We start from the raw sequence: 21792 nt of genomic DNA, 5'->3' as shown, positions 1-21792 counted from the left end.
TGAAACGGAGGGCCGTCTCCGACGCGCGTCACGCAGATTCCGCTGCCGCTGTTCGCAACTCGCTCGCGCGTGAATGCGCCTGAGAGACGACCGCGGGACGAGCCTCGAACGAGACGACGACGTCTTCGTCCCCGTAGCTCACGTCCTCGACGTGCGCGTTGTCGTGGAGCCACGACACGACGCTCATCGTGTCGTCGGTCATCGGAAGCAAGAGACGTTCTCGCTCCCAGTCCGGGAGCTCACGGTCGATCCGCTCGAGCAGCGCTTCCACGTTCGTGCCGTCTTTCGCACTGACGGTGACCGGGTTCGGTGCCAGCGCCGACAAGGCCTCACGCTTTTCGGCCAGTTCCTCCTCGCTCACTCGGTCGATCTTGTTCAGCACGGTCACGATCGGGGCCTCGTTTCGCTCGTAGAGTGTGTCGTGACAGGTGACCAGCTTCTCGTGAATCTCGTCGACGGGTTCGCTAACGTCGACCACGAGCAGGACCAAGTCGGCGCGGTAGACCGACTCGAGAGTCGACTTGAACGATTCGACCAGCCAGTGGGGCAGATCGCTGATGAATCCGACAGTGTCGGTCACCAGGACGTCCCGCGGTTCGATATCCGCGCGCCGGGTCGTCGTCCCGAGCGTGGTGAACAGTTTGTCCTGGGACTCGGCCGTCGCGTCCAGATCCGGATGGAGATCCTCGTTTTCGGAGACCTCGAGGTCGGACGCGAGCCGGCGCAGGAGGGTCGATTTACCCGCGTTCGTGTAGCCCGCGAGTGCCACGAGATCGAACCCCGAGTCGCGGCGGCGTTCCCGACGGTGCTGTTCTGTTCGTTCGATTCGATCGAGTTCGTCCTTGATGCGGCTGATCTGGTCTTTGATGTCCTGTTCGCGGCTCTCGTCGTACTCGCCCAGACCCATGAATCCGGGGTGTTCTTCGCGCTTGGCGAGGCTCGTCTTCGCCTCCGCTCGCGGAAGTTCGTAACGGAGCTCCGCCAGTTCGACCTGCAACTGCGCCTTGCGAGTCTGCGCACGCTGGCCGAAAATTTCGAGGATGAGCGTGAAGCGGTCCATGACCTCGACACCGTCCGGAAGAAGCTGTCCGAGGTTGTACGTCTGATAGGGCCCCAGCCTGTTGTCGAAGATGACCGTCGTGGCATCGGTCTCTGCGACCAGCTCGGCGAGCTCCTCGGCTTTCCCCTCGCCGATCTGAAGGGCCGGATCCGCCCGTCGCGACTGCGTGACCTCTCCGACGACGGTGTATCCCGCCGCCCGTGCCAGATCGCGAATCTCGCTCGTATTTGCCGTGCCTGAATCGACGCGTTTGGCGATGATCGTGTTCATGCAGATAGCAGTGTGTCTGCCGTGCGCGGTCAGTTGCGCGCGGGGGTGTGCCGCGGCTCGTCGATCCTGCGACTCGACGCGTTCACGCGCCGGCCGCGAAGACGAAGCGGACACCACCACGCGGACCCGGAGAGATTAACGATGCCGGTCGAACACCCCCGTTAGACGCACGTGACTCATACTCATCCGTACGCGGTCAACCGTCTTGAATCCCGTGCTCGTTACGACCTTCCGATCGGGTGGTCCGACGGATCGCACCGTTACAGGGCGGACTTCCTACCGCATCTGCCGGACCCGTACGTCCGGTTGCGGTCACGTGACTACACTGTTCGTGCGACCACAACAGTCATAGGATTCGACTCGAAACCAAGTGAACAATGCTCGAAATCGATCCGGCGGCGCTGGGACTCGAGTTCGGTGGCGGTGCAGCCATCGGCGGAGTCATGGGGTTCGCCGCGAAAAAGATCGCGAAGCTGGTAGCGGTACTCGTCGGCGTTCAGCTGATGATCTTTCGCTACCTCGAGTCACAAGGTATCATCGTCGTCGACTGGAGCCGGCTTTCTGCAGGGCTTCTCGAGACGCAAGCGCGCGCACAGGAAGTCGACGTCCACTGGATACAGTCCATTCTCTCGACGCTGTCGATGGGCGCGGGCTTTACCGGAGGCTTCCTGATCGGGTTCAAGCGCGGATAACGGACCGATCGGCCTCGAGCGGAAACCGACGACTCGGCCGCCGCGTTCGCAACCGGTCGATCACCGCGTCTGCAAATCGTCTTTGTCCTTGATGATCTCCGTTTCGGCTTCGCCGCTCGTGTGTTCGTTGACGACGTCGTAGAACTCGTTTTGTAATCCCGCGGGGAACGTGAGGACCCCGATCCACGAGCCATCGTTTTGCCACTCCTCGCGCTCTAGATCGCCGAACTGGCGGATCTGTGCCTGTGCGCTGCCGGCGTATTCGGCCGGCACCTGGACGGCGACGGTAACCTCCTCGAACCTGATCGGAAGTACCGGTCGGAGCGCGTCCAGCGCGTCGTCGACCTGTTGTTCGACGGGCTCCATCGGATCGACGGTAACGCCGGCTTCCTCAAGCGCGTTCTCGATCCGTTCGGGCGGATGCGGTGCGTTGTCCATCTGTGGATTGACCGCGTTTCGAGTGATGGTGTCGATCAACTGCTTGCGCTTTTGCTCTTGCATCTCACGGCGTTGGTCAGCCGTAATCTGAATTTCGCCTCGGCTGATCACCTCGGGGATGATCTCGAGTGGGTCCGTCGTCTCGAAGACCGTCTCGAGGTCGTTCTCCGCCGGCCGGTCCCCCCGAGACGCGTCCTCGAAGACGTCCTCGGCAGCGATCACGTCCTCGAGGTCTCCCTCGAACTCGTCGCGTTTGATCGCCAGCGCTGCGTCCGGATCGACAAGCACCTCGAAACGCGCCCCGTGTGATTCGAGTCGCGCCGTCACCGCCTCGTCGAGCGAAATCATACCACACGATTCCCCCGCCAATTTAAAGAGTGTTTCCCGATGTGGCGCCGAATCTGGTGACCGACAGCCGCCGGCGGAAGTGGGACCCGAACGCCACCGTCCGTCGTCCGAATGACGATCTCGCTCCACTGGATAAAAAGGCCGCTCGAGCGGTGACGGCTTGGAAAACGCGTAACCGCGGCTGCGTCTCGATTACTCGTCGGGTTCGTCGTCCTCGCCCGTATCGAGAAGGTCGTTCTCCTCTAAGTACTCCGCGATCCGATCGTGGTCGAACATCTCGAAGGACTCGGTTTCGACGTCGACGGTCGCCAGTCCCACTTCGCTGGGGAGCAGGGAGCCGTCATTGACCGATGCGAGCGCATCGAGTGCGAGGGCGATGCCGCCGTCGAGGTCTGCTTCGTCGTCGTAGTTCTCCTCGAGGTAGTTCTGGAGTTCCCCCCGGTCGGCACCGACGGCCAGTGCCTTCCACTCGTAGGGCGTCCCGGATGGGTCCGTCTCGAAGAGGCGCGGTTCGCCGTTGTCGATGCCGCCGACGATCAGTGCCACACCGAACGGTCGGGCACCGCCGACCTGGGTGTACTGCTGGATGTGATCGGTAACTTCCTTGGTCAGCGTCTCGACGCCGATCGGTTCGCCGTAGCGGAGCTGGTTGACCTGCGTCTGGCGCCGTGCGAAGTCGATCAGTTGGCGAGCGTCAGCGACGTGGCCTGCGCTCGCGATGCCGACGTGGTCATCGGCTTTGTGTATCTTCTCGACGCTCGAGTCCTCGAGAAGCGGTGAGGGGACCCGTTTGTCGACGGCGAGAACGACGCCGTCGTTCGTTCGAACACCGATACTGGCCGTTCCTCGCTTGACCGCCTCGCGAGCGTACTCGACCTGGTAGAGTCGGCCGTCGGGCGAGAAGATCGTGATGCCACGGTCGTACGCCTGCTGTTGGGCTTGTCCCTGCATAGTTTCACGCTAAATTGTAATCGAGGTCTGTCGCGCCTGCGAACGCCTCATCGAGTCGCACGCCGCCAACGCAATCCCGACGGACGGCCACTCGCTCCGCGCTCGCGAACACGACGTTTCTCTCCTCGGAATCTTGCCCGCGGCGTCCTAAATAGTTTTCTTACCGCGGTGGTGAAAGCCAGGACGGGACGTGTGTGGTCTGGTGATCCGACACCGGTCAGTCGAAATATTTTTCCTCGGCGGAACGGATTGTGCCGCTGATTCCGCGAACCAGAATTCCGACGGAAGCGCCGTCGATTTCGTCGATACAGGCCAGTGCCGCACGAGCGGGGTCGGTCTCGCCGCGGCGGGCCCTGACGATCGCCCGACCGGTTCCGTCGCCGAAGGAAAACCGAACGACGGTCAGATCCGCGTCGGCACTACCCGGATCGCCTAGCAGGTTCTGGCCCGCGTACCACAGTTCCCGTTGGAACGAGCGCCGACCGATCCGTTCGCCCGGCCACGTCTCGAGAGAAACTGCGAGATACCGCCATCGCGGGCGGAGATGTTTCGGAAGGTGCTTCATGCCTTATTCGGCTCCATCGCCGGTTGTTGTACGACCGCGCTCTGCGACTAACACGCCGACCTGATCGTGAACCCGCTCGACAGCCGTCAGCGAGAACCCCGCGTCGGTAAACGCATCGGCGAGCAGTCCGACTGTCGCCGGATCGTCCACCTCGGACGAATAAAACGGCTCGTCAGGGTTCGGGTCGCCAAAGAACATCACGTCCCCCAGGACGAATTTCCGCGGCTCGCGGTCGGCGATAACCGCGATCGCCGCACGCTTTTCCTCGTCTGAGAGGTGATGCAAGGCGAAGTTCGAGGTCACGATATCGACTTGCCCTTCGTAGTCCGGTTCTCGGAACGTCCCGGTTCCGAACTCGAGGGTCTCGAGACCTTCCTCCTCGGCCTTTCGTTCGGCTTCCTCGAGCATTCCCGCGCTGATATCGCGACCGACGACCCGCGCCGCGTCGGCGGCGAGCGGGACGGCGATCGCTCCCGTTCCAGTGCCGAGATCTAACACGACGTCGTCGGCTTCGGGAGCAGCGTGTTCGACGACGAGATCCACGCAGGTGTGGTACTCGTCCGATTTCGACTCGTCGTATCGGTCGGCCTTCTCGTCGAACCGGGCCGCGTGATCCTCACGGCTCTTTTTCATACTGTCCCCGTTCGACCCCCGGCTCAATGAACGACTCGGACTGGACGCGGCGGTTGCGTGCGGCGATCCGGCCCCACTCCGCGAGCCCCTCCTCGATGAACTGTTCCGTGAATCCGATCTCCGCACCCACCGCCTTCAGTTCACGAGGGGCCCGGATCTCGAGGTGCGACTTCGGATCCGCGCTGACGACGTACGGCGCATCGAAGTGGTCGACGATCTCCCGTAATTTTCGTAACGACTGGATTATGCGAACCCGTCGACCGCCGCTCTCTCGGAGGACGCCACCGAGGGCGAACTCGATACGGACGCCGTTTTCGATGGCGGCTTTCGCCAGCACGTGATTCATACCGCCATCGCCGGCCATCGGATGTGCGAGAACGTCGACTTTCGGCTGTTCGACAGCGAACCGGTTCAGGTCGTTCGTCCCGCCGTGGATCCCGACGATCGTTTCGGACGTTCGGTAGTTCCCGACAGCACCGCTTGCCTGCTGTCGATCGTCTGCCCGAATCTCGACGCCCTCGACCACGTCGATCCCGTATTGGTCGCCGATCCGGGTAGCGTCGTAGTCCGATCGCGCGTCCGAGTGATTGCGAACGACCACGCCCTCGAACCCGTACTCGACCGCCGCTTTTGCGACGCTTTCGACCGAACTCTGTCCATCGGGCCGAACGTGGACAGCCTCGTACATACTTGAATCGTCTCACGACGGTGACTTGGGGTTTGCGTCTGAGCGCATCGAGAGTAACCGAGCGAAACACGGGCCAGCGGTCTGGCGATCCACGAGTGACTACCGCGAGCGACCGAAACCACGACGCCGTATATCGACGTCGAGTGAAAGAACGGAAGGAGGGATGCTTACGGTCGAAACTGAACGACGTCGTCGGTCCCGAGAGGTCGTCGGCGCGAAGCGCCGACTGCAAGTGGGTCCGTTGGAGCCGCCCCCGTCCAACGGCACGCATTACGTCCGATTGATGATCCCACCGTCGGCCGGCAAAGCCGCCCCCGGCGTCCCGGTTCGTCGTCGTTAGTTGAGGATGCTCTGTGCGACGGTCGCGAGTTGGCCGTTGTCAGCCTCGCTCAATCGGTCGTCGCCGATTTTCAGTCGCAATCGCGGGCGTCCGACGTCGATCGGGACCTTTTCGGTGTCGATGAGGCCCATGTCCTCGAGTTTCGTCTTCGTTCGAGAGAACGTTGCTTTGGACGCGATTCCGACGTCCTCTCCCCACTTGCTGATGTCGTACAACAACGCCTCGTTTTTGGCCGCGACGAGGAGCGAGATGGTGACCTCGTCGAGTCCGTCGCCGTCGCCTCTGGCGGTCTCGAGGGAATCGAGGATTGCGGTGAAGTCCGCTTCCGCCGAGGGACTAATTTCGTCGGAGAGCGTCTCCCGAACGTCCGTGATCGGCGGGGTCCGGAGGTTGAACGATTTGGCGTCCTCCCATCGAGCTGCGTAGGTGTCGTAGGTATCCTCGACGAAGCTTTCGTCGTCAGTGACGAGGCCCCCGACCCGGTCGTCGGCGTGGACGACGGCGACGACCGTGTCGTCGGTGACGAGCAGCGAGTTCTCCGGTGCCTCGGCGAGCGTCCGGAGCTCGAGCGCGCCCTCGCTGATGAGGTCCGCCGCATTCGACGCGACGATGAAATCGTCCATGACGTCTTTCAGCGTCCGTTCGTCGGCGAGCATGTGTACCGAGGGCAGGTCACCGTCGAACCCCGTCGCGACGGAGATGAACACCTCGATGGCATCGCGCGAGGGATTGATCATGTAAATGTCCCCACTTGCGTCCTCGAGAACCGACTCGAGGATATCGTCAATCTGGTGATTGAGTAAATTCGAAGCCATGCGTATACAGAAGTAATAGAGGGCATTATACTTAATTTTGGTGGCCGTCTTCACGGCAGAACTTCTCGTCCAGCGGTTGAACCGGTGATTTTTGTCCCTTAGTTCGTTAGTTCGCCGACGAAATGTCAATATTACTTACATACACATGACGCTATTTCGAAAACTGATCCGCTCTCGAGAACGAATGAGCGCGTCCGTCGCAACAAAACGGGGGAAGTTCGAACGTAGTCCATCTAAAAAACTTCGTTCACCTCAAACGGAGTTTAACTACCACGAGAGCCGGAATCTAGCGGAGGTATCGTGTCGGTAATAACTATATACTGGTGATGTGTTATTACAATATCGTATGGGTGTTCGACACAATCAACTATGGTGGCCAGTTCGCAACGTCGCTACTGTCAGCCGAAGCGAAGCAGCAGCCAAGCGTCAGCCGGGACGATTTACGGCACGAGCGAAGCGCGTTAGTACCTACGGTGGACCATGAGATCGATTACCGATCGAATCGAGGCCACAGTTCCTTCGACCAGTAGATGTCCCCGTCGTAAATCACCGACGCCTCAGTTTCTTTGAGCATCGTGGCAAGTTCCGACTCGGTCAGCGTGAAGCTAGATTCGTTGCCACAGAGGTAGGCGTATTCGTTCGTCGTGGTGTGGGGGAAGTAATACGACCCAGTCACCCGCGTCGAGTAACAGTCGAAGGTGAGCAGGTACTGCGGTCCATCGGCGGCGGTATCTAGTTGTTCAAGCGTCGCCGTCGTCGGCAGTCGGCTTTTCCCCTGGGTGAGAGAGTGCGTCCCGTCACCGACGACTGCGTAGTCCTTGCCCATCATTATTCGCCTGCGCGCGAGGCCCATAGCCCGTTCGATACTGAACCCGTGGACCAGCAATTTGGCGAACGTCGATCCGACCTTGATTGCGTGATCGTTCAGAACTTTCGTGAACGTGACCGCCCCCGCGACGCTCCCCTTTTCGACCAACTTCTTCCCCTCGTAAAAGGAGCCACAGGCGTTCAGGAAGAAGGTCTGGACGTTACATCGATCGAGGCTCGAGGCAGAGAGCGTCCCGTCGGGACAACACAGCCCGCCGGTCTCGCAGTGGCCGATATAGTGGACGAAGTCGTGATCGGTCTCGAAGACGCGGGCGAGCGCCACCGTGCCGAGCGATTCCTCGACGGTGACATCGATCGATAGTTCTTCCGAACGCCGTCGATAGATGTCGGCGACGTGATCGTGTTCGCCGGCCATCTCCGGATCGTTGAGCACGACGCAGATCGAGGTGGAATCGCTCGACTGCTCGAGGAAGTCGAGGCGATTGTGGTAGGCCTCTGGGGCGGATTTGAAGACGTCGATCGGAACGTCGTCGGCGAGCCATCCATGGGTGCGGCCGCTTCGAAGCTCCGGTTTGACGATGTCCACCGAAGCAACCTGGCCCGTGGCTTTCTCCGCGTCGGGACGAGACTCGGCCCCACCTCTCGAAACGGAACCGGCGCCCCGATAGAAATCTTCGAGCGAGCGCTCGACCAGTTCTTTCCCCTCGAGTTTGGACGTGCGAGGCGTATAGACCATACTCAATCGGTCGAGCAGGAACGGGAGCGTTTCGATGCTGCTGTACGCCGGCGTCACATAGGTCGAGAGATGCCAGTCCGGGAGGCGGTGCTTGATCGCCGCGTACGGGACCTCGAGGTACGTTGCGAGTCTGTCCTGGAGACTGGCTTCGTAGAGTGCGTCAGCGTCGAGTTCGAGCACGTCGAGGAGGCTAAGCTCTGATAGACGCGTCCCGTACGGGCCGGCGTTTCGGACGAGACAGTCGAGGAAAAACGTTTTCCGGAGCAGTTGTTCGACGTCGCGTTCCAGGTCAGGCATCGGCGAGAGGACCGTCTCGATCGCGTGATCGGGAAGTCGAAGTCGCGGCCGATCGGGTATCGAGTCGACTCGGTCTCCGAACGCCTCGTCGGTCGTCCGCACGGTCGCCTGGAGGTAGTACGCGAGCGGTGCGGTCACGAACAGCGATTCGTAGTCCGGTGGGACGACCAGCTCGAGGCCGTGATCGGGAGTGTCCGCTTTGATACAGTCCGAAATTTCGAGTTCATCACCGTGTTCGAGAAGAGACGGGTGACCTCGAAGTGTGGGGTACGACCGGTTGGGGCTGTCCGTCTTGTGCGAGGCAGCCATATGTGTAATGGCGTCGGCTATCGCCGACGGACGGTCGGGCACGGTGATGGTTTCGGCCGGGAATTCGTGACGACATCGGACACCAAGGATGACGCGGGTCTGGTTCGGAAAGGAAACGACGATTTCCTCGTAATCGTCCGTTTTCTCGATCGTCGCAGCACCTGAAAACCGAAGGTAGGCCTTGATATCGGTATCGACATCGACAACGTACTCGCCGGGCGACAGTGACAGAGGCTCGCCCCCGGGGTCGAGTTCGTACTGGTCTTCGAGTCCGAGGGAAAACGCGTAGACGACCGCGTGGGGGAACCGAAGCACGTCCGTCGTCACGACGAACGTGTCGTCGACCGGACGCGGGATATCGACCCCGGTGTCCTCGATGACGAAATCCTCACCCTTGACCGCCAGTTCGGCGTTATCAGCATCGGTGACGTAGAGAGTGTCCCCGTTTACCGCCCACTCAATCATTCAGTTGGTTGAATGTCACTCGGACAAGTTAGTTGTATCGGGCGGTGATCGTGACGGTAGTACGGGCCGGCTAACGGGCGGCTCGCTCGCGACACGGGCCGTCGATAGTGGCCCGACTTGCCGGGGACGGGTACACTTATACAGTCGCCTGACCGCACTTCGGATATGAACCACGATCAGGTTCGCGAGGTCGATCCAGCCGTCGCCGACGCACTCGAGGGCGAGGTAGACCGCCAGCGAGAGTCGCTACAGATGATCGCCAGCGAGAATCACGTCAGCGAGGCGGTCCTCGACGCACAGGGTAGCGCGCTCACGAATAAGTACGCGGAAGGATACCCGGGCGAGCGCTACTACGGCGGCTGCGAGTACGCCGACGAAGTCGAGCAGTTGGCGATCGATCGTGCGGCGGAGCTGTTCGGTGCCGAGCACATCAACGTCCAACCCCACTCGGGGACACAGGCGAATCAGGCCGTCTACTTCGCCATGGTCGAGCCGGGTGACAAGATTCTCTCGCTCGATCTCACTCACGGCGGCCACCTAAGTCACGGCCACCCGGCGAATTTCACGGGTCAGCTCTACGAGGTCGAGCAGTACGAAGTCGATCCGGAGACGGGCTACCTGGACTACGACGGACTGGCCGACCACGCCGCCGAGTTCGAGCCTGACATTATCGTCTCGGGGTATTCCGCCTATCCGCGCGAGATCGAGTGGGAGCGCATTCAGACGGTTGCGAACGACGTCGACGCGCTCCACCTGGCTGACATCGCCCACATCACCGGACTCGTTGCGGCAGGCGTCCATCCGTCGCCGGTCGGTGTCGCCGACTTCGTGACCGGTTCGACCCACAAGACGATCCGTTCCGGTCGCGGCGGCATCGTCATGACGAGCGATGAATACGCCGACGACATCGACGCTGCAGTCTTCCCCGGCGGCCAAGGCGGCCCGCTCATGCACAACATCGCCGGCAAAGCCGTTGGATTCAAGGAGGCCCTCGAGCCCTCGTTCGAGGACTACGCGGCGCGAACGATCGCGAACGCGAAAGCCCTGGGCGAGTCACTCTCCGAGAACGGGTTCTCGCTGGTCTCGGGCGGCACGGACAATCACCTGGTCCTCGTTGACCTCCGCGACAGCCATCCCGACACGACCGGTGGCGACGCAGAAGAGGCCTTAGAGGAGGCCGGCATCGTCCTCAACGGCAACACGGTGCCCGGCGAGACACGCTCGGCGTTCGATCCGAGCGGCATTCGCGCTGGGACGCCGGGACTGACCACACGCGGCTTCGACGAAGACGACTGCCGCACCGTCGGCGATCTGATCACCCGCGTCGTCGATAGCCCGGACGACGAGGCGGTCATCGAAGACGTTCGCGAAGAAGTCGCGGTGCTGTGCGAAGAGAATCCACTGTACGATTGACATCCTCCTCCGGCTTAAGCCGGAGGAATCCCGAGCGTTGGGATATTAGGGTTTGCAGTCCACGACCGGCCATCCACCGATCCCGCCATGCATCCCCGTCGTGTGCTCCGAAATACCACTCCTCGATCCGGTGTTCGCGGACGTCGTCGCCGTCACGATCGAGAAGCGGTTCCGTTCGGTCACCGAGGTGCTGGTCGCGGATAGCACGGCCGAATGGATCCGTGTCCACCATACCCTGAAAAAGCGATCGAACGTGTTCAAACTTCAAAGAACGTCGGTACCGTCTCTCACACCACCGGGACGGCGGATCGGACTCCGCAACCGCTCGAGGAGATCTACTCGCAAGCCGTCTACCCTGCCCGAGGACGTCTGGACCGAGCGGGGGAGTCCAGAACTCGAGGAACCGGCGCCGATCGACGACGCGATTCGGTCGTTTCTCGATGGCCGCTCGTGAATCCGCGGTCAGGTCCGATCTCGATCGTCGGAACGCCCGATACACGGCCCGTTCTGTGAACTTCCGCATGACTTATCCTTTTCAGGACGGATACCGTTACCAACCCACATGGGAGACGAGACGATCACGGAGATGTACCGAGCCAGAACCGACGCGCTGACGACCGACGTCGGCGAGGGACGGCCCGTGGTATTCGCACACGGGACGCTGATGAATCGGTCGATGTTCGCACCGCAACTCGAGGCGCTGAAAGACGACTATCGGTCCGTCGCCTACGACCTGCGGGCGCGAACGGATCGATATGCACAGGAATACGACCTGGGCGATCTGGCGGACGACTGTGCGGCGCTGTTGGACGGAATCGGCGAAGACAGCGCCGTCATCGCGGGCATGTCGATGGGCGGCTTTATGGCACTGCGATTCGCGCTCGCGTATCCCGATCGAGTCGACGGGCTGGTCCTGATCGATTCGATGGCCGCCCCCCACTCGGCCGAAGAACGGGAGGCCTACGGCGAACTCGTCGAACCGCTCGAGGGTTCACACGAATCGAATCCGCGCGAGTTGGCCGAAAGCGTGACCGGCTACCTCTTCGGTGAAACGACCCGAGAGGAGAATCCCGGCCTTGTCGAGTCCTGGGTGGACCGCTGGGCGACCTACCCGGGTGCGGCGGTCTACAACGAACTTCACTCCTGGCTCGACCGCCCCGACGTCACCGATCACCTCTCGGAGATTGACGTCCCGGTTCTGATCGTTCATGGCGAGGAAGACCCCTCGATCGATCCGTCGCGGGCTGAGCCGATGCTCGAGGAGCTTCCCGACGCCGAGATGGAGATCGTTCCGGAGGCGGGCCATACCTCCAATCTGGAGCGACCGGCGCCCGTCAACAGCACGATTACATCCTTTCTCGACGAGCGATTCTGACCGGGTCACTGCACGTTCTTGTATATCTGCGATCGTTTCGGCGCTGTTCTGGGCACGAATCCGGGGATTAATGAGCCTCGCGGTCGCCTACTCCGGTAATGACCGAGATCATCGACGGTAACGCGGTTGCGAGTGAAATTCGAGATGGCCTCACGGATGCGATCGAGACCCTCGCGGACGCGGGCGCACGGCCGGGACTGGCAACCGTCCTGATGGGCGACGATCCGGCGAGCCAGACGTACGTGAACATGAAACAACGCGATTGCGAGGAGGTCGGGATCGAGAGCCATCACGTCGACGTCGACGGCGATGCGCCCTCCGAGGACCTGTTCGACACGATCGCCGGCCTGAACGACGATCCCGAGATCCACGGGTACATCGTCCAGGCCCCAGTGCCCGACCACGTCGATTACCGGGACGTGATCCGTCGCGTCGACCCGACCAAGGACGTCGACGGCTTCCACCCCGAGAACGTCGGTCGGCTCGTCGCCGGCGACGCACGCTTCCGTCCCTGTACTCCTCACGGCATCCAGAAACTGCTCGAGTCCGCCAGGGTCGACACCGAAGGAAAGGACGTCACGATCGTCGGCCGGTCGGACATCGTCGGGAAGCCGCTCGCGAATTTACTCATTCAGAAAGCCGACGACGGCAACGCGACGGTGACGGTCTGTCACTCACGAACCGAGGATCTCGGCGAAAAAACCCGCAACGCGGACGTCGTCGTCGCGGCAGTCGGCGTTCCCGAACTGGTCGATGGTTCGATGCTTACCGAGGGGACGGTCGTGATCGACGTCGGTGTCAATCGGGTCGACGCCGATACCGAGAAGGGATACGAACTCGTCGGCGACGTCGAGTTCGAGAGCGCCGAAGAGAAGGCGAGCGCGATCACGCCCGTCCCCGGCGGCGTCGGACCGATGACTCGTGCGATGTTGCTCTACAACACCGTCAAAGCCGCCAGCATGCAAGAAGACGTCACCGTCGACCTCCCCTGACCCGTCTGCACTCCTTCACTCTCTTCCTCGGACGCATCTCCAGGCGACCGGTCTTCGGCTCCCACTCGAGGCAACCGTTCCGTCTGCCGGCAGCGTTCCGTCCTGTCGATAGGCGTCGTACCGACCGTCCTCGAGACCGACAGACGCTCGTCGGATCGGCCGACCCAACAGACTAACAGACTAACAGACTCACCGCTCGTCGAACTGGACCAGACTGCGCTCCTCGAGCAGCATGAGGAAATGGGCGAGCGTCGCGTCGATCGGTTCGACGCGTTCGGCATCGTGGGTTTCGGCGATGATCGCTGCAATTTCCGAGACGGTGTGGCTCCCGTCGCAGTGACGCCAGACTGTGGTTCCGACGGGGACGAGTGTGAGTTCGTGCTCTCGACTCGTTCCGAAGCGATCGAACAGGAACCGATCGAGCCGGTTGCGCGGCGATCTCGTCCAGACGATCGTGACTCGCGGATCGCTGTCGTCAGTCGTCTCCGCCCAATCGTCCGTGGTTCTCGGTGGAGCCCCACGCCGGCCCTATTCGAGGTCGAGGTCGTCCAACCGCTCCCGGGCCTGCGTGAACGCTACTTCGTCGCCGCGGAGGCCGTTCGCCAGGTCACGAGTCGCCTCGACGAGCCGTTCGGCGGCCCGCGGTTCGATATCACCGTCGAGCATTCGGATGCGCGTTACGTGTTCGCCCAGCGTCTCGAGCGCGCGTCGTTCGCTCGCAGTCACGTCGCGGTCTCCGGACCAGGTACGGAGGTCGCGACGGTACTCACGGACCGCGTTCGCGTAGGCGAGTCCGCGGGCCGATCGCAGCGTTTCGGGAACGTCCTCGACCGGCGCGCGCTCACCCTGATCGGCATCGCGCAGCAACGCCAGAAAATAGAGTTCCTCGCGGTCCCCGAGCCGGATTTCACGGGCGACGATGTCGGCGACGTGTAACAGTTCGATCGCTGCGAGGTACGCATCGTCTAGATCCCGGAGGGTACCCGCGTTGACGAAGCCACGACGGCGAACGTACTCTCGACAGCGGTCGCGGGCACGTTCGGCGAGGTCGTCCGTCGCGACTTCGTCGACCGCGTTCCGGACGGGCGTGAGGTCGAACGATGCCTGCAGGTCTGTGTGTTCCGTGCGCTCGTCGACGCCGACGCTGCGAAGGCTTCCACACGCTGGACACCCGACGCTGCCCGTCTCGTAGTACGACCAGCGGGTCCCACACTCCGTACATTCGCGCTCGCCCCGGATCTTCATGTGGCTGCCTACGGCGGGGGCGCAAAAAGGCCCTCCGAACGACCGGCCCGGGAGGCCGACGGTTCGCGCCCGCTGTCGGCCTCGGAGTCGATCCGGGCGTCCCCCGTAGACGGAGCCCGGGTCAGTCCCTGTTCTTTCGCGGGAGAGTCGAATAACGCGTCACGGCCCGCATATCCGCCCGTTTCGACGGGGGTGGTGCCATCGTGGAGTATCGGCCGCCGTGACCCGACCCGCTGTCCCGGTCGAGATCGATCCCGAGTTCGGGTTTCGAGAGCCCCGCGTCCGTTTCTTCGTCCGACCGCGCGTCTTCGGAATCGCCGTCGTCCGCGGGCTCGTCGCGGGCGGCCTCGAGTCTCTCTCTCAACTGCCGGATCTCGTCGCCGAAGTCCGAAACCGACGACTGCATGGCCGACCGGAGGCGCTCCGCGGGTTCCTCCGACGGCTCGTCTTCCACCCGTGACTCGTCCGCCCCCGCACGATCGGATTCGATTTCGACCTCTTCGTCCGCCTCAGACCGCAGATCGGACTCATTTCCGCCGACGGCGGTCGCTCCGGTCGCGTCGGCCGAGCCGTCCGCGTGGTCGATCGTTTCCCGGAGGTCGTCGACCGCGATCTCGAGCGTGTCGTCGTCCCCCCGCTCGGCGAGTTTCGCGAGGCTGAGCAGTCGCCCGAGCATCTCGAGTTGGTCCGGCTCTCCGCGAGCGATGGCCGCCGGAATCGACTCCGCCTCGGAGCCGTCGGGGAGCGTCTCGAGTCCGAGTGCCTCGAGCAATCGGGTCGGCTCCGTCGACTCGAGAAGGGCCCGCGCCTCGCCGGCGGCCTCCAGCAACTCGGTCTCGGCCGCGTCTGCGTCGCCATCCGCGTCGGTCTCGGAGACGACCGATCGACCGGCCGTTTCGGCGTCGTGCAGTACGTCGTGAATTTGGTCGCGGAGTTTGTCGTGGGAATTCATCGGTAGGGATGTTGGGTCGGTCCGTCGGCGGTCGGTCCGCGTTTCGCCGCTTCCGTCGTCGATGAGGACCGCGGTCGACTCCTCGACGACCGAATCAGGCGGTGGACTCCTCGCCAGCCGCATCAGGGTAGCCACCGTTCGGTGCCCGAATTCGGGCGCCTAATCGGCCGCAGCGTCCGCCTCCGAATTGGTGCCGCCTTCGTCGCCGGTCACCGTTTCGATAATCTCGGCGGTCATCTCCTCGCGACTGAGGTTCGCCGTCACGTCGACGTCCTTGGCGATCGACTGCAGATCGCTATAGGACAGTACGCCGAGGAAATCCTCGAGGGTGTCCCTCCTGAGTTCCTGGAGGTCCGATACCGACTGGTCGGCCAACTCGAGGGCCGGGCCTTCCTGTTCAGCGCCGGGTTCCCCAGATGCGTCGGGTTCTTCGCTCGACTCCTCGGCGGCAGTGTCGGCTTCGACGTCGACGGTTTCGTCCTCGCTCGCCGCGTCGGGTTCTGACTGCGCCTGCGCGTCGCTCTCTGAATCCGACCCGTCACCGGTGTCCGTTTCGTCGCGTTTGAATCCCTCGAGGCCGGTACCGTCGCTCACTCGCTTGGCCATCGAGGAGAGAGAGCCACTTCCGTCGACGTCTCGGAGTGACGTGCGGAACGCGTCTCGTACCCCGGTCGCGAGTTCGGACCTGATTTCTCCGAGTTGCTTTCCCTCCTCGAGGCCCTCGGAGATCGTCTCGTGTACTTCGCGTCCGATCTCGGACCCCAGTTGCCGTCCCATTCGTTCACCGAATCGACGGCCGACGGACGCGCCGATATCGCCCCCGTCGACGCCGTTCTCGATCGCCCCATCACCAAGCATATCGATGACGTCGACCTGCTTACTAACTTCTTCGGCGACCATTTCTTTCAGCTCGGAGTCGTTACTCACGCAGATCACCTCGAGTCGGTTCGGAGCCGCTGGTGTGTTCTCGTCTCATGGTCCTATTCCTCGTTCGTTTCAGCGTCCGATTCGTCCGTTTGGTCCGACGATTCCGACGTCGCTTCCTCACCGTCACCCTCGGACGCTTCGTCGTCGGATTCGCTCTCGTCGGCTGTCTCTCCGGGCCCTTCGTCTTCCGTCGCATCTTCGTCCGTCTCATCGCCGGCGCTCTCCTCGGGCTCTTCGGGCGCCTCGTCGCTCTCTTCCGGCTCCGTTTCGCCGGAGCTGAGCAGTTCGTCGACGACCATGGTTCCGATCGTCCGGCCGAGCGATTCACCGATCGCTCGACCGACGATCGCGCCGATCTGACCGCCGATGGCCTCCCCGAGCGGTCTTTCTCCGTCAATCTCGTCTTCCCACTGGGTGCCCTCGACCAGTTCGTTCACGTCTATGTTGTCGGTGATCGCTTCGGTGTCGATCCGCTGTGTAAGTGAATCGTCGCTCATGATGATGCCTCCGCCTGTGACTGCGCCTCCGTACGTTCGCCGGTCTCCTCGTCACGCTCCGGCTCGAGCCGTTCGACCAGCTGTTCGAGCACTTCTCTAACGATCATCGCTACGATTTCCTCGGTGGGGAAGCTCGGAACGAGCGCGGCCAACTTCTTTTTGAGCCAGCCGACCGTCGACCTGAGTGGCCCGGGCGACTCGTCCGCTTGTTCTTCCTCTTCTTCTTCTTCTTCTGCTTCAGCTTCATCCGCTTCCGGTTCACCACCCCGGCCGAGGAGCCCCCGAAGCAACTCCCCAGGTTTGCTCAGCAGGGAACTGAGGAGCTCCCGCGGTTTGCTCAACACAGATTTCGCTTTGTCCGCCATGGCTTCGGTTCCGTCCATCAGTCCCGCGACGGAAGACAGGAGGTTGCCCAGCAGGTTCCCCTCCCCCGGCCGCGCCGAGACGTCGAGCGTGACCGGGTTCAGGTTGACCTCGAGGCCGAGCAAGTCGAGGAACAAGCCGTCGAGGTCGAGGTGGAGGACTCCCGACGTCTCGTCGCTCTGGTAGACGTCGTCGGCGTCCTCAACGTGATACTCCTCTTCCTCGGCCTCCTCTTCTTCAGCTTCCTCCTCCTCGGCTTCCTCTTTCTCGACTTCCTCTTCCTCACGTTCCGTTGTTTCCTCGTCGCTCGAGTCTCCGCCGTCCGCCTCATCCATTTTGGCCTGTCCACCGTCGGTCATCGGACGGCGGTACGGCCCAGTCGAGTGTTCGCCCCCGTCGTGACGGCTCGAGAGGGACCCGCTCCGAACGGGTTTCGAAGACACCTCACGGCCGTCTGTTTCTGGACTCTCGGTCATCGTACGGAACAAGGGGCGTGTGCGTTGTGGGGATTGGCCTTGCGTGTGCGACGGTCCGACACAATAAAATCAATAACGCTTGTGGAGAGAGTGAACGGGCTACTCGAACAGTCCAACACGGAGCGTGTACTCGCCGCGCGTCTCGCCGTCATCGTGATACTCGATCGGCTCTTCGATCACGGCGACCGTTCCGTGATGAACGGCGGCCGCAGTAGCGATCCCATGGAAGCCCGTGGACCCGCCGTCACCCCGGGCGAGGTCGAACCAGCGGACGGCGTGCGTATCGGGATCACGCACCCGAAAGTTCTGGGCGCAGGGAGCGACGATCCGATCGCCGCCGGCACCGAGGCCGTGAACGAAGCCGCGGAGCTCGTCCTCCCAGACGAGATCACCGGTTCCGTCGAACACGGCGATCCGGTGTTCGTTCGGATGGCGGTTCTCGGTCTCGCGGCTCGCTCTCGCATAGGTGTTACCGGTCACGAACGCTACCCGGTCGTCGCTCGCGGAGACGTGATTCGGATACGCGTACAGCGTCTCGCCGCCGATCTCGGTTTCGCTCGCGAGGTCGACGCTCCACCGCTCGGCCCCGCCGGGGCCCAACAGATAGCCGCGCTTGTCCCCGTGGCTCGAGACGGCGACAGAATCACCCTCGACGGAAACGTCGCCGACGCGTCGGTCGTCCTCCGTGCCGGGGTCCCACGTCCAGGCGAGATCGCCAGAGCAGGTCTCGAGGACGACGAGGCCGGCGTCGTGGTCGCCCGGGCATCGATTGTAGCCAACCGCGAGACGCTCATCATCGGCGTCTACATCGAGCGCGATCGGCGACGCGTCGGTCTCGGACACCCACCGAACGGTCCCATCGGCGTCGAACGCGTATACCGTGCTGTGCCACTGCCGGGTTTCACTGTCGCGCTCGTAGCGCCGGGTCGCGGCGTACAGCCGATCGTCGCCGTTGGCGTCAATTCCGGTCTCGAGTGCGACGACGTACGGCAGGGAGAAGACGGTAGATTCGACCGCCTCGCCGACATCGTCGGCAGTATCGTAGCGCCAGCGTCGGTCGCCCGTTTTGGCGTCGTAGGCCGCGATCGCCCCCGTCTCGCCGCGGCCGGCGACGACGATCGTCTCGTCTTCATCTCCGTCGCCGTCCGTTTCGTTCCCGTCACCCGCGAGCGACGTGATCCCGACCGGGTGGTCCGGATGAGACGTCGTCCAGCGCGACTCGAGCGAGTCGGCGAACCGGGCAGTGATGGTTCCGTCCCACTCGCCGGTAACCACGAGGGCTCCGGACTCGGCGACGTGGACTGCAGACCGAGTCCACATGTGCCGGCTCCCGGCGGGCTCGATCTCGCCCAGAGAAACCCGGCGGAACGCTGTCGCGCGGTCGGCCTCGGTTGCGTGTTCGGCGTGTTCGCTCATCCATCCACCTCGACCGGGAAGGTCTCGTGGAGGGTATCGTGGGCATCACCGAGACCGTCGACGATGTCCTCCCCCTGCACGCTCAATCGATTCACCGACCGCTCGGCGTCGCGGACGGCCAGCAATCGCCCACGCGCATACTCGTATTCCGGGTCGTCGCTGTCCATCGTCGCGATCGATTCCTCGAGCTCGACCAGCGCTGCGTCGAGGTGGCGCTGTACGGCCGCGAGGGTTTCGGCCTCTGCGAGGCCCAGAATCGGGCCCTCGAGGTGGCCCTCGAGTTCTGTTTCCGCGTGATCGCGGGCGCTCTGGTCGCCGACGCCGAGGACAGTCATCAGTCCGAGTCGCAGTGCTTCGATTTCGTGACAGCTCATGAGTTGTTGGGTAAGCTCCGTGTGTGTCCGCAGTCAGTTGGCGTATGATTCCGAATTGATACCGCGATGAGTCCCATCGTGCACCGTTACAGGCTCTGATCGACGAGGTAGCTGACGATCCGGTCACGGTCGAGGTGGTTGGCGACGATCCGTTCGGCATCGTCGCTCGCCACGTCGCCGTACCAGATCCCGTCGGGATAGACCGCGACCATCGGTCCGTCACCACAGCGTCCCAGACACGACGACCGCGTGATGCGGGCGTCGCAATGCTCGGAGTCCCTGGCTTCCTGCCGGAGGCGCTCGAGAACCCCTGGCGATCCCATTTCTGTGCACGTGCGGTTCGTACAGACTACGACGTGTTTCTCCGGCGCATCGTGGCTGTGCGGATCGTCGTCGACCGATTCCCGGTCGGCGTGGGTCTCCTGATGCGTCAGCGCCCGGAGCATCGCTCGCGCGCCGCCGACGTCCTCCTCGTAACCCTCGAGGTCGACCTTGTACTTGCACGTATCACAGGACATTTCTACGCTCCCGCTGCGAGCCTCCTGCCAGCGATCGGCGAAAACATCGAGTAACCGAGAATCGGTTCCGAGCGGGTCGCCGGCGAGCGCGTCGACGTACGGATACTCGTCGTGGAACCCTGCGGTCCAGTCGCGCACGCGTTGGGTCAGGACGCCATCGCCGAGCATGTATGGCAGGACGACGACCGCGTCGGGTCTGTGTTTCGAAAGGCCGTGGAGAGTGTCGTCGAGGGTCGGTTCCGTCACACCGATGAACGTCGCCTCGACGCGATCGAACGCGCGGCCCTCGAACAGCAGACGGGCGAGTTTGTGAACGTCGCCGTTGGCGTCCGGATCGCTCGATCCCCGCGCACAGAGAACGACGGCGACGTCGTCCCCGCTGCGATCGACGTCCAGGTCGCACTCGACGGCAGCGGCGCGGTCATCCAGGAGGTCCAGAATCGCCGGATGAATACCCAGGTGCCCTCCGTTGTCGATCTCGAGGTCGTGTTCGGTGCGGGCTCGCTCGATCGAGAGCGGGACGTCGTTTTTCACGTGGCTCGCGGCGAACAACGAGCAGTGGACGACGGTTACTCTCGACACGAGGGGTTCGAGTTCCGCGAACGCCTCGTCGATCGCAGGCTCTGCGAGTTCGAGGAACGCGGCATCGACCGGCAGTCCCAGCCGCGACTCGAGGGAAGCGGCCAATGCGCGGACTTGCTCGTTGGATTTCTCGCGGCGGGAGCCGTGGCCGACGAGGAGGATGGCTTCGTCCTCGAAGGCGTCTGCGGCCGCGGACGGAGATTCGTCGAGGGTGCTCATCGGTCGTCTGGAGCGCCCGGATCAGTTCGGTCGTACGACTCGGCCTGTTCGAGGCTCATCTCGAGTTTGCGCCGGCGACTCGGCGCGAACAGTCCGGTTTCCTCGCAGTCCCCGTATAGCCACGTGCCGAAATCGGGCGCGGTGGCGTCGTCGATGCCGAACCAGTAACCGCCCGACGAGGTCTCCGAGAGCTCGTCGACGGGCGCTTCGACCGGACACTCCGCGATCAGCTCCTGCGCGAGCTTGAGCAGCTTCCGATCGTCGTGAACGAACGAGATGCCGACCGTCCCACTGGAGGACTTGAAACAGATCGTGCCACAGCCCTCGAGCAGGCCCCGGAGCAGTTCACGATCGTGGCTCGCGAACGCACCGAAGCGATAGTTTCCACGGCCGTCGACGGGGAGGCCGAGCACGCCGCTCCGTCCGAGCAGACCCGCGCCGGTGGGGTCGTCTCCCTCGTTCCCCTCACCGCCAATCGACAGCGTGTACTCGTCTTCCGTGCGCGTGATCGAAGTGTCGTGGGCGTAGTCGCGGGTAGTCGTCTCGTGCTCGAAGTCGCCGCCCGCGACCGCGGCGAGCACCTGTGCAGATTCCTCATCGTTGGTCACCACTTCGATTCGGTCGTCCGAGACGTCGCCGCTACCGGCGACGTGGCCCCAGAAGTACGCCGTCGCGGGGTGGCCCGCGAGTGGATCCGACGGGACCCCGACTTCGGTCGGAGCTTCCGTACCGCTCATTCGCCCATCTCCCGGACGACGATGGCGTCCGTCGGGCAGGCCGCGGCGGCCTGCTGGGCCTCGTCGATGCGGTCATCGTCGAACGTCGCGACGACGCGCTCGGCGTTGTTAGTCACTTCGCCCTCGCAGTCGTAGACCGGATCCGCGCCGGGATCGATCGTCGCGAGACCGTTCTCGCCCTCGACGAACCGCGGGTCGCGGGTCAGGCAGGCGAAGATGCCGTCACAGGCGTCTTTCTCGATGGTGACTTCGTATCGTGGCATAGTGGTGT

General features: G+C 63.1%; 21 protein-coding genes and 3 pseudogenes. 4 read left to right on the top strand and 20 right to left on the bottom strand.

Annotated elements, in window-relative coordinates; translation table 11 throughout:
- Window positions 1–28 precede the first annotated feature (28 nt).
- Window positions 29–1330 (bottom strand): GTPase HflX, encoded by a 1302-nt coding sequence (gene hflX / locus NJU76_RS15270; protein ID WP_254530166.1) that lies wholly within the window; start codon window positions 1328–1330, stop codon window positions 29–31.
- A 377-nt stretch (window positions 1331–1707) separates the two neighbouring features.
- Between hflX and NJU76_RS15265 the strand changes: the two genes are divergently transcribed.
- Window positions 1708–2022, top strand: a complete 315-nt coding sequence (locus NJU76_RS15265; RefSeq protein WP_254530164.1) for an FUN14 domain-containing protein — start codon at window positions 1708–1710, stop codon at window positions 2020–2022.
- A 60-nt stretch (window positions 2023–2082) separates the two neighbouring features.
- On the opposite strand, the gene NJU76_RS15260 is transcribed toward NJU76_RS15265, so the two are convergent.
- From NJU76_RS15260 to NJU76_RS15230, 7 genes and pseudogenes are all read right to left on the bottom strand, one after another.
- Window positions 2083–2808, bottom strand: coding sequence for a ribosome assembly factor SBDS (locus tag NJU76_RS15260; RefSeq protein WP_254530162.1), 726 nt, complete (start codon window positions 2806–2808; stop codon window positions 2083–2085).
- A 192-nt stretch (window positions 2809–3000) separates the two neighbouring features.
- Window positions 3001–3759 (bottom strand): archaeal proteasome endopeptidase complex subunit alpha, encoded by a 759-nt coding sequence (gene psmA / locus NJU76_RS15255; RefSeq protein ID WP_254530161.1) that lies wholly within the window; start codon window positions 3757–3759, stop codon window positions 3001–3003.
- Window positions 3760–3763: 4 nt separating this feature from the next.
- Window positions 3764–4324: pseudogene (locus NJU76_RS15250) on the bottom strand (Rpp14/Pop5 family protein).
- A gap of 3 nt (window positions 4325–4327) precedes the next feature.
- Window positions 4328–4957, bottom strand: coding sequence for a class I SAM-dependent methyltransferase (locus NJU76_RS15245; RefSeq protein WP_254530159.1), 630 nt, complete (start codon window positions 4955–4957; stop codon window positions 4328–4330).
- Window positions 4941–5645: an RNase P subunit p30 family protein gene (locus NJU76_RS15240; protein ID WP_254530157.1), complete on the bottom strand. Its 705-nt coding sequence runs from the start codon at window positions 5643–5645 to the stop codon at window positions 4941–4943. Before NJU76_RS15240 ends, NJU76_RS15245 begins: the two co-directional genes overlap by 17 nt.
- 336 nt (window positions 5646–5981) lie before the next feature.
- Window positions 5982–6800 carry a transcriptional regulator TbsP gene (tbsP, locus tag NJU76_RS15235; RefSeq protein WP_254530155.1) on the bottom strand — a complete coding sequence of 273 codons (819 nt, stop codon included), beginning with the start codon at window positions 6798–6800 and terminating at the stop codon, window positions 5982–5984.
- Window positions 6801–7290: 490 nt separating this feature from the next.
- Window positions 7291–9435: a hypothetical protein gene (locus tag NJU76_RS15230; RefSeq protein WP_254530153.1), complete on the bottom strand. Its 2145-nt coding sequence runs from the start codon at window positions 9433–9435 to the stop codon at window positions 7291–7293.
- A 165-nt stretch (window positions 9436–9600) separates the two neighbouring features.
- On the opposite strand from NJU76_RS15230, the gene glyA reads away from it, so the two are divergent.
- Complete coding sequence (gene glyA / locus NJU76_RS15225) at window positions 9601–10848, top strand: serine hydroxymethyltransferase (RefSeq protein WP_254530151.1); 1248 nt, start codon at window positions 9601–9603, stop codon at window positions 10846–10848.
- 64 nt (window positions 10849–10912) lie between these two features.
- Here the strand turns inward: glyA and NJU76_RS26930 are convergent.
- Window positions 10913–11080 (bottom strand): annotated as a pseudogene (locus NJU76_RS26930) (class I SAM-dependent methyltransferase); the annotation flags it as partial.
- A 330-nt stretch (window positions 11081–11410) separates the two neighbouring features.
- Here NJU76_RS26930 and NJU76_RS15215 point away from each other — a divergent pair.
- Complete coding sequence (locus tag NJU76_RS15215; RefSeq protein ID WP_254530148.1) at window positions 11411–12223, top strand: alpha/beta fold hydrolase; 813 nt, start codon at window positions 11411–11413, stop codon at window positions 12221–12223.
- A 98-nt stretch (window positions 12224–12321) separates the two neighbouring features.
- Entirely contained in the window at window positions 12322–13215 is an 894-nt protein-coding gene (locus NJU76_RS15210; RefSeq protein WP_254530146.1) for a bifunctional methylenetetrahydrofolate dehydrogenase/methenyltetrahydrofolate cyclohydrolase, read from the top strand.
- 189 nt (window positions 13216–13404) lie between these two features.
- Here NJU76_RS15210 and NJU76_RS15205 read toward each other — a convergent pair.
- From NJU76_RS15205 to NJU76_RS15155, 11 genes and pseudogenes are all read right to left on the bottom strand, one after another.
- Window positions 13405–13722 (bottom strand): annotated as a pseudogene (locus tag NJU76_RS15205) (PqqD family protein); the annotation flags it as partial.
- 21 nt (window positions 13723–13743) lie between these two features.
- Window positions 13744–14460, bottom strand: a complete 717-nt coding sequence (locus tag NJU76_RS15200; RefSeq protein ID WP_254530144.1) for an endonuclease Q family protein — start codon at window positions 14458–14460, stop codon at window positions 13744–13746.
- 121 nt (window positions 14461–14581) lie between these two features.
- A complete protein-coding gene (locus NJU76_RS15195) occupies window positions 14582–15535 on the bottom strand; it encodes a DNA polymerase V family protein (RefSeq protein WP_254530142.1) in 954 nt (317 codons plus the stop codon).
- 36 nt (window positions 15536–15571) lie between these two features.
- Window positions 15572–16339: a putative sodium/potassium/calcium exchanger gene (locus NJU76_RS15190; RefSeq protein WP_340681223.1), complete on the bottom strand. Its 768-nt coding sequence runs from the start codon at window positions 16337–16339 to the stop codon at window positions 15572–15574.
- 53 nt (window positions 16340–16392) lie between these two features.
- Window positions 16393–16836, bottom strand: coding sequence for a hypothetical protein (locus NJU76_RS15185; RefSeq protein WP_254530138.1), 444 nt, complete (start codon window positions 16834–16836; stop codon window positions 16393–16395).
- Window positions 16833–17675 carry a hypothetical protein gene (locus tag NJU76_RS15180; protein WP_254530136.1) on the bottom strand — a complete coding sequence of 281 codons (843 nt, stop codon included), beginning with the start codon at window positions 17673–17675 and terminating at the stop codon, window positions 16833–16835. The genes NJU76_RS15185 and NJU76_RS15180 overlap by 4 nt, the downstream gene beginning before the upstream one ends.
- Window positions 17676–17774: 99 nt before the next feature.
- The gene (locus NJU76_RS15175; protein WP_254530134.1) at window positions 17775–19091 is read right to left on the bottom strand and encodes an outer membrane protein assembly factor BamB family protein; all 1317 of its coding nucleotides are present in this window, start codon (window positions 19089–19091) and stop codon (window positions 17775–17777) included.
- Window positions 19088–19465, bottom strand: coding sequence for a DUF3209 family protein (locus tag NJU76_RS15170; RefSeq protein ID WP_254530132.1), 378 nt, complete (start codon window positions 19463–19465; stop codon window positions 19088–19090). Before NJU76_RS15170 ends, NJU76_RS15175 begins: the two co-directional genes overlap by 4 nt.
- An 86-nt stretch (window positions 19466–19551) precedes the next feature.
- Complete coding sequence (locus tag NJU76_RS15165; protein WP_254530131.1) at window positions 19552–20784, bottom strand: CbiX/SirB N-terminal domain-containing protein; 1233 nt, start codon at window positions 20782–20784, stop codon at window positions 19552–19554.
- Complete coding sequence (locus NJU76_RS15160; RefSeq protein ID WP_254530129.1) at window positions 20781–21521, bottom strand: cobalamin biosynthesis protein; 741 nt, start codon at window positions 21519–21521, stop codon at window positions 20781–20783. Before NJU76_RS15160 ends, NJU76_RS15165 begins: the two co-directional genes overlap by 4 nt.
- Window positions 21518–21784: a ferredoxin gene (locus NJU76_RS15155; protein WP_254530127.1), complete on the bottom strand. Its 267-nt coding sequence runs from the start codon at window positions 21782–21784 to the stop codon at window positions 21518–21520. Before NJU76_RS15155 ends, NJU76_RS15160 begins: the two co-directional genes overlap by 4 nt.
- Window positions 21785–21792: the final 8 nt, after the last annotated feature.

It is taken from the genome of Natrinema gelatinilyticum (genome assembly GCF_024266705.1).
GTDB lineage: Archaea > Halobacteriota > Halobacteria > Halobacteriales > Natrialbaceae > Natrinema > Natrinema gelatinilyticum.
The sequence above is the reverse complement of the archived record's forward strand: the minus strand, read 5'-3'. Positions and strand labels throughout refer to the sequence as shown.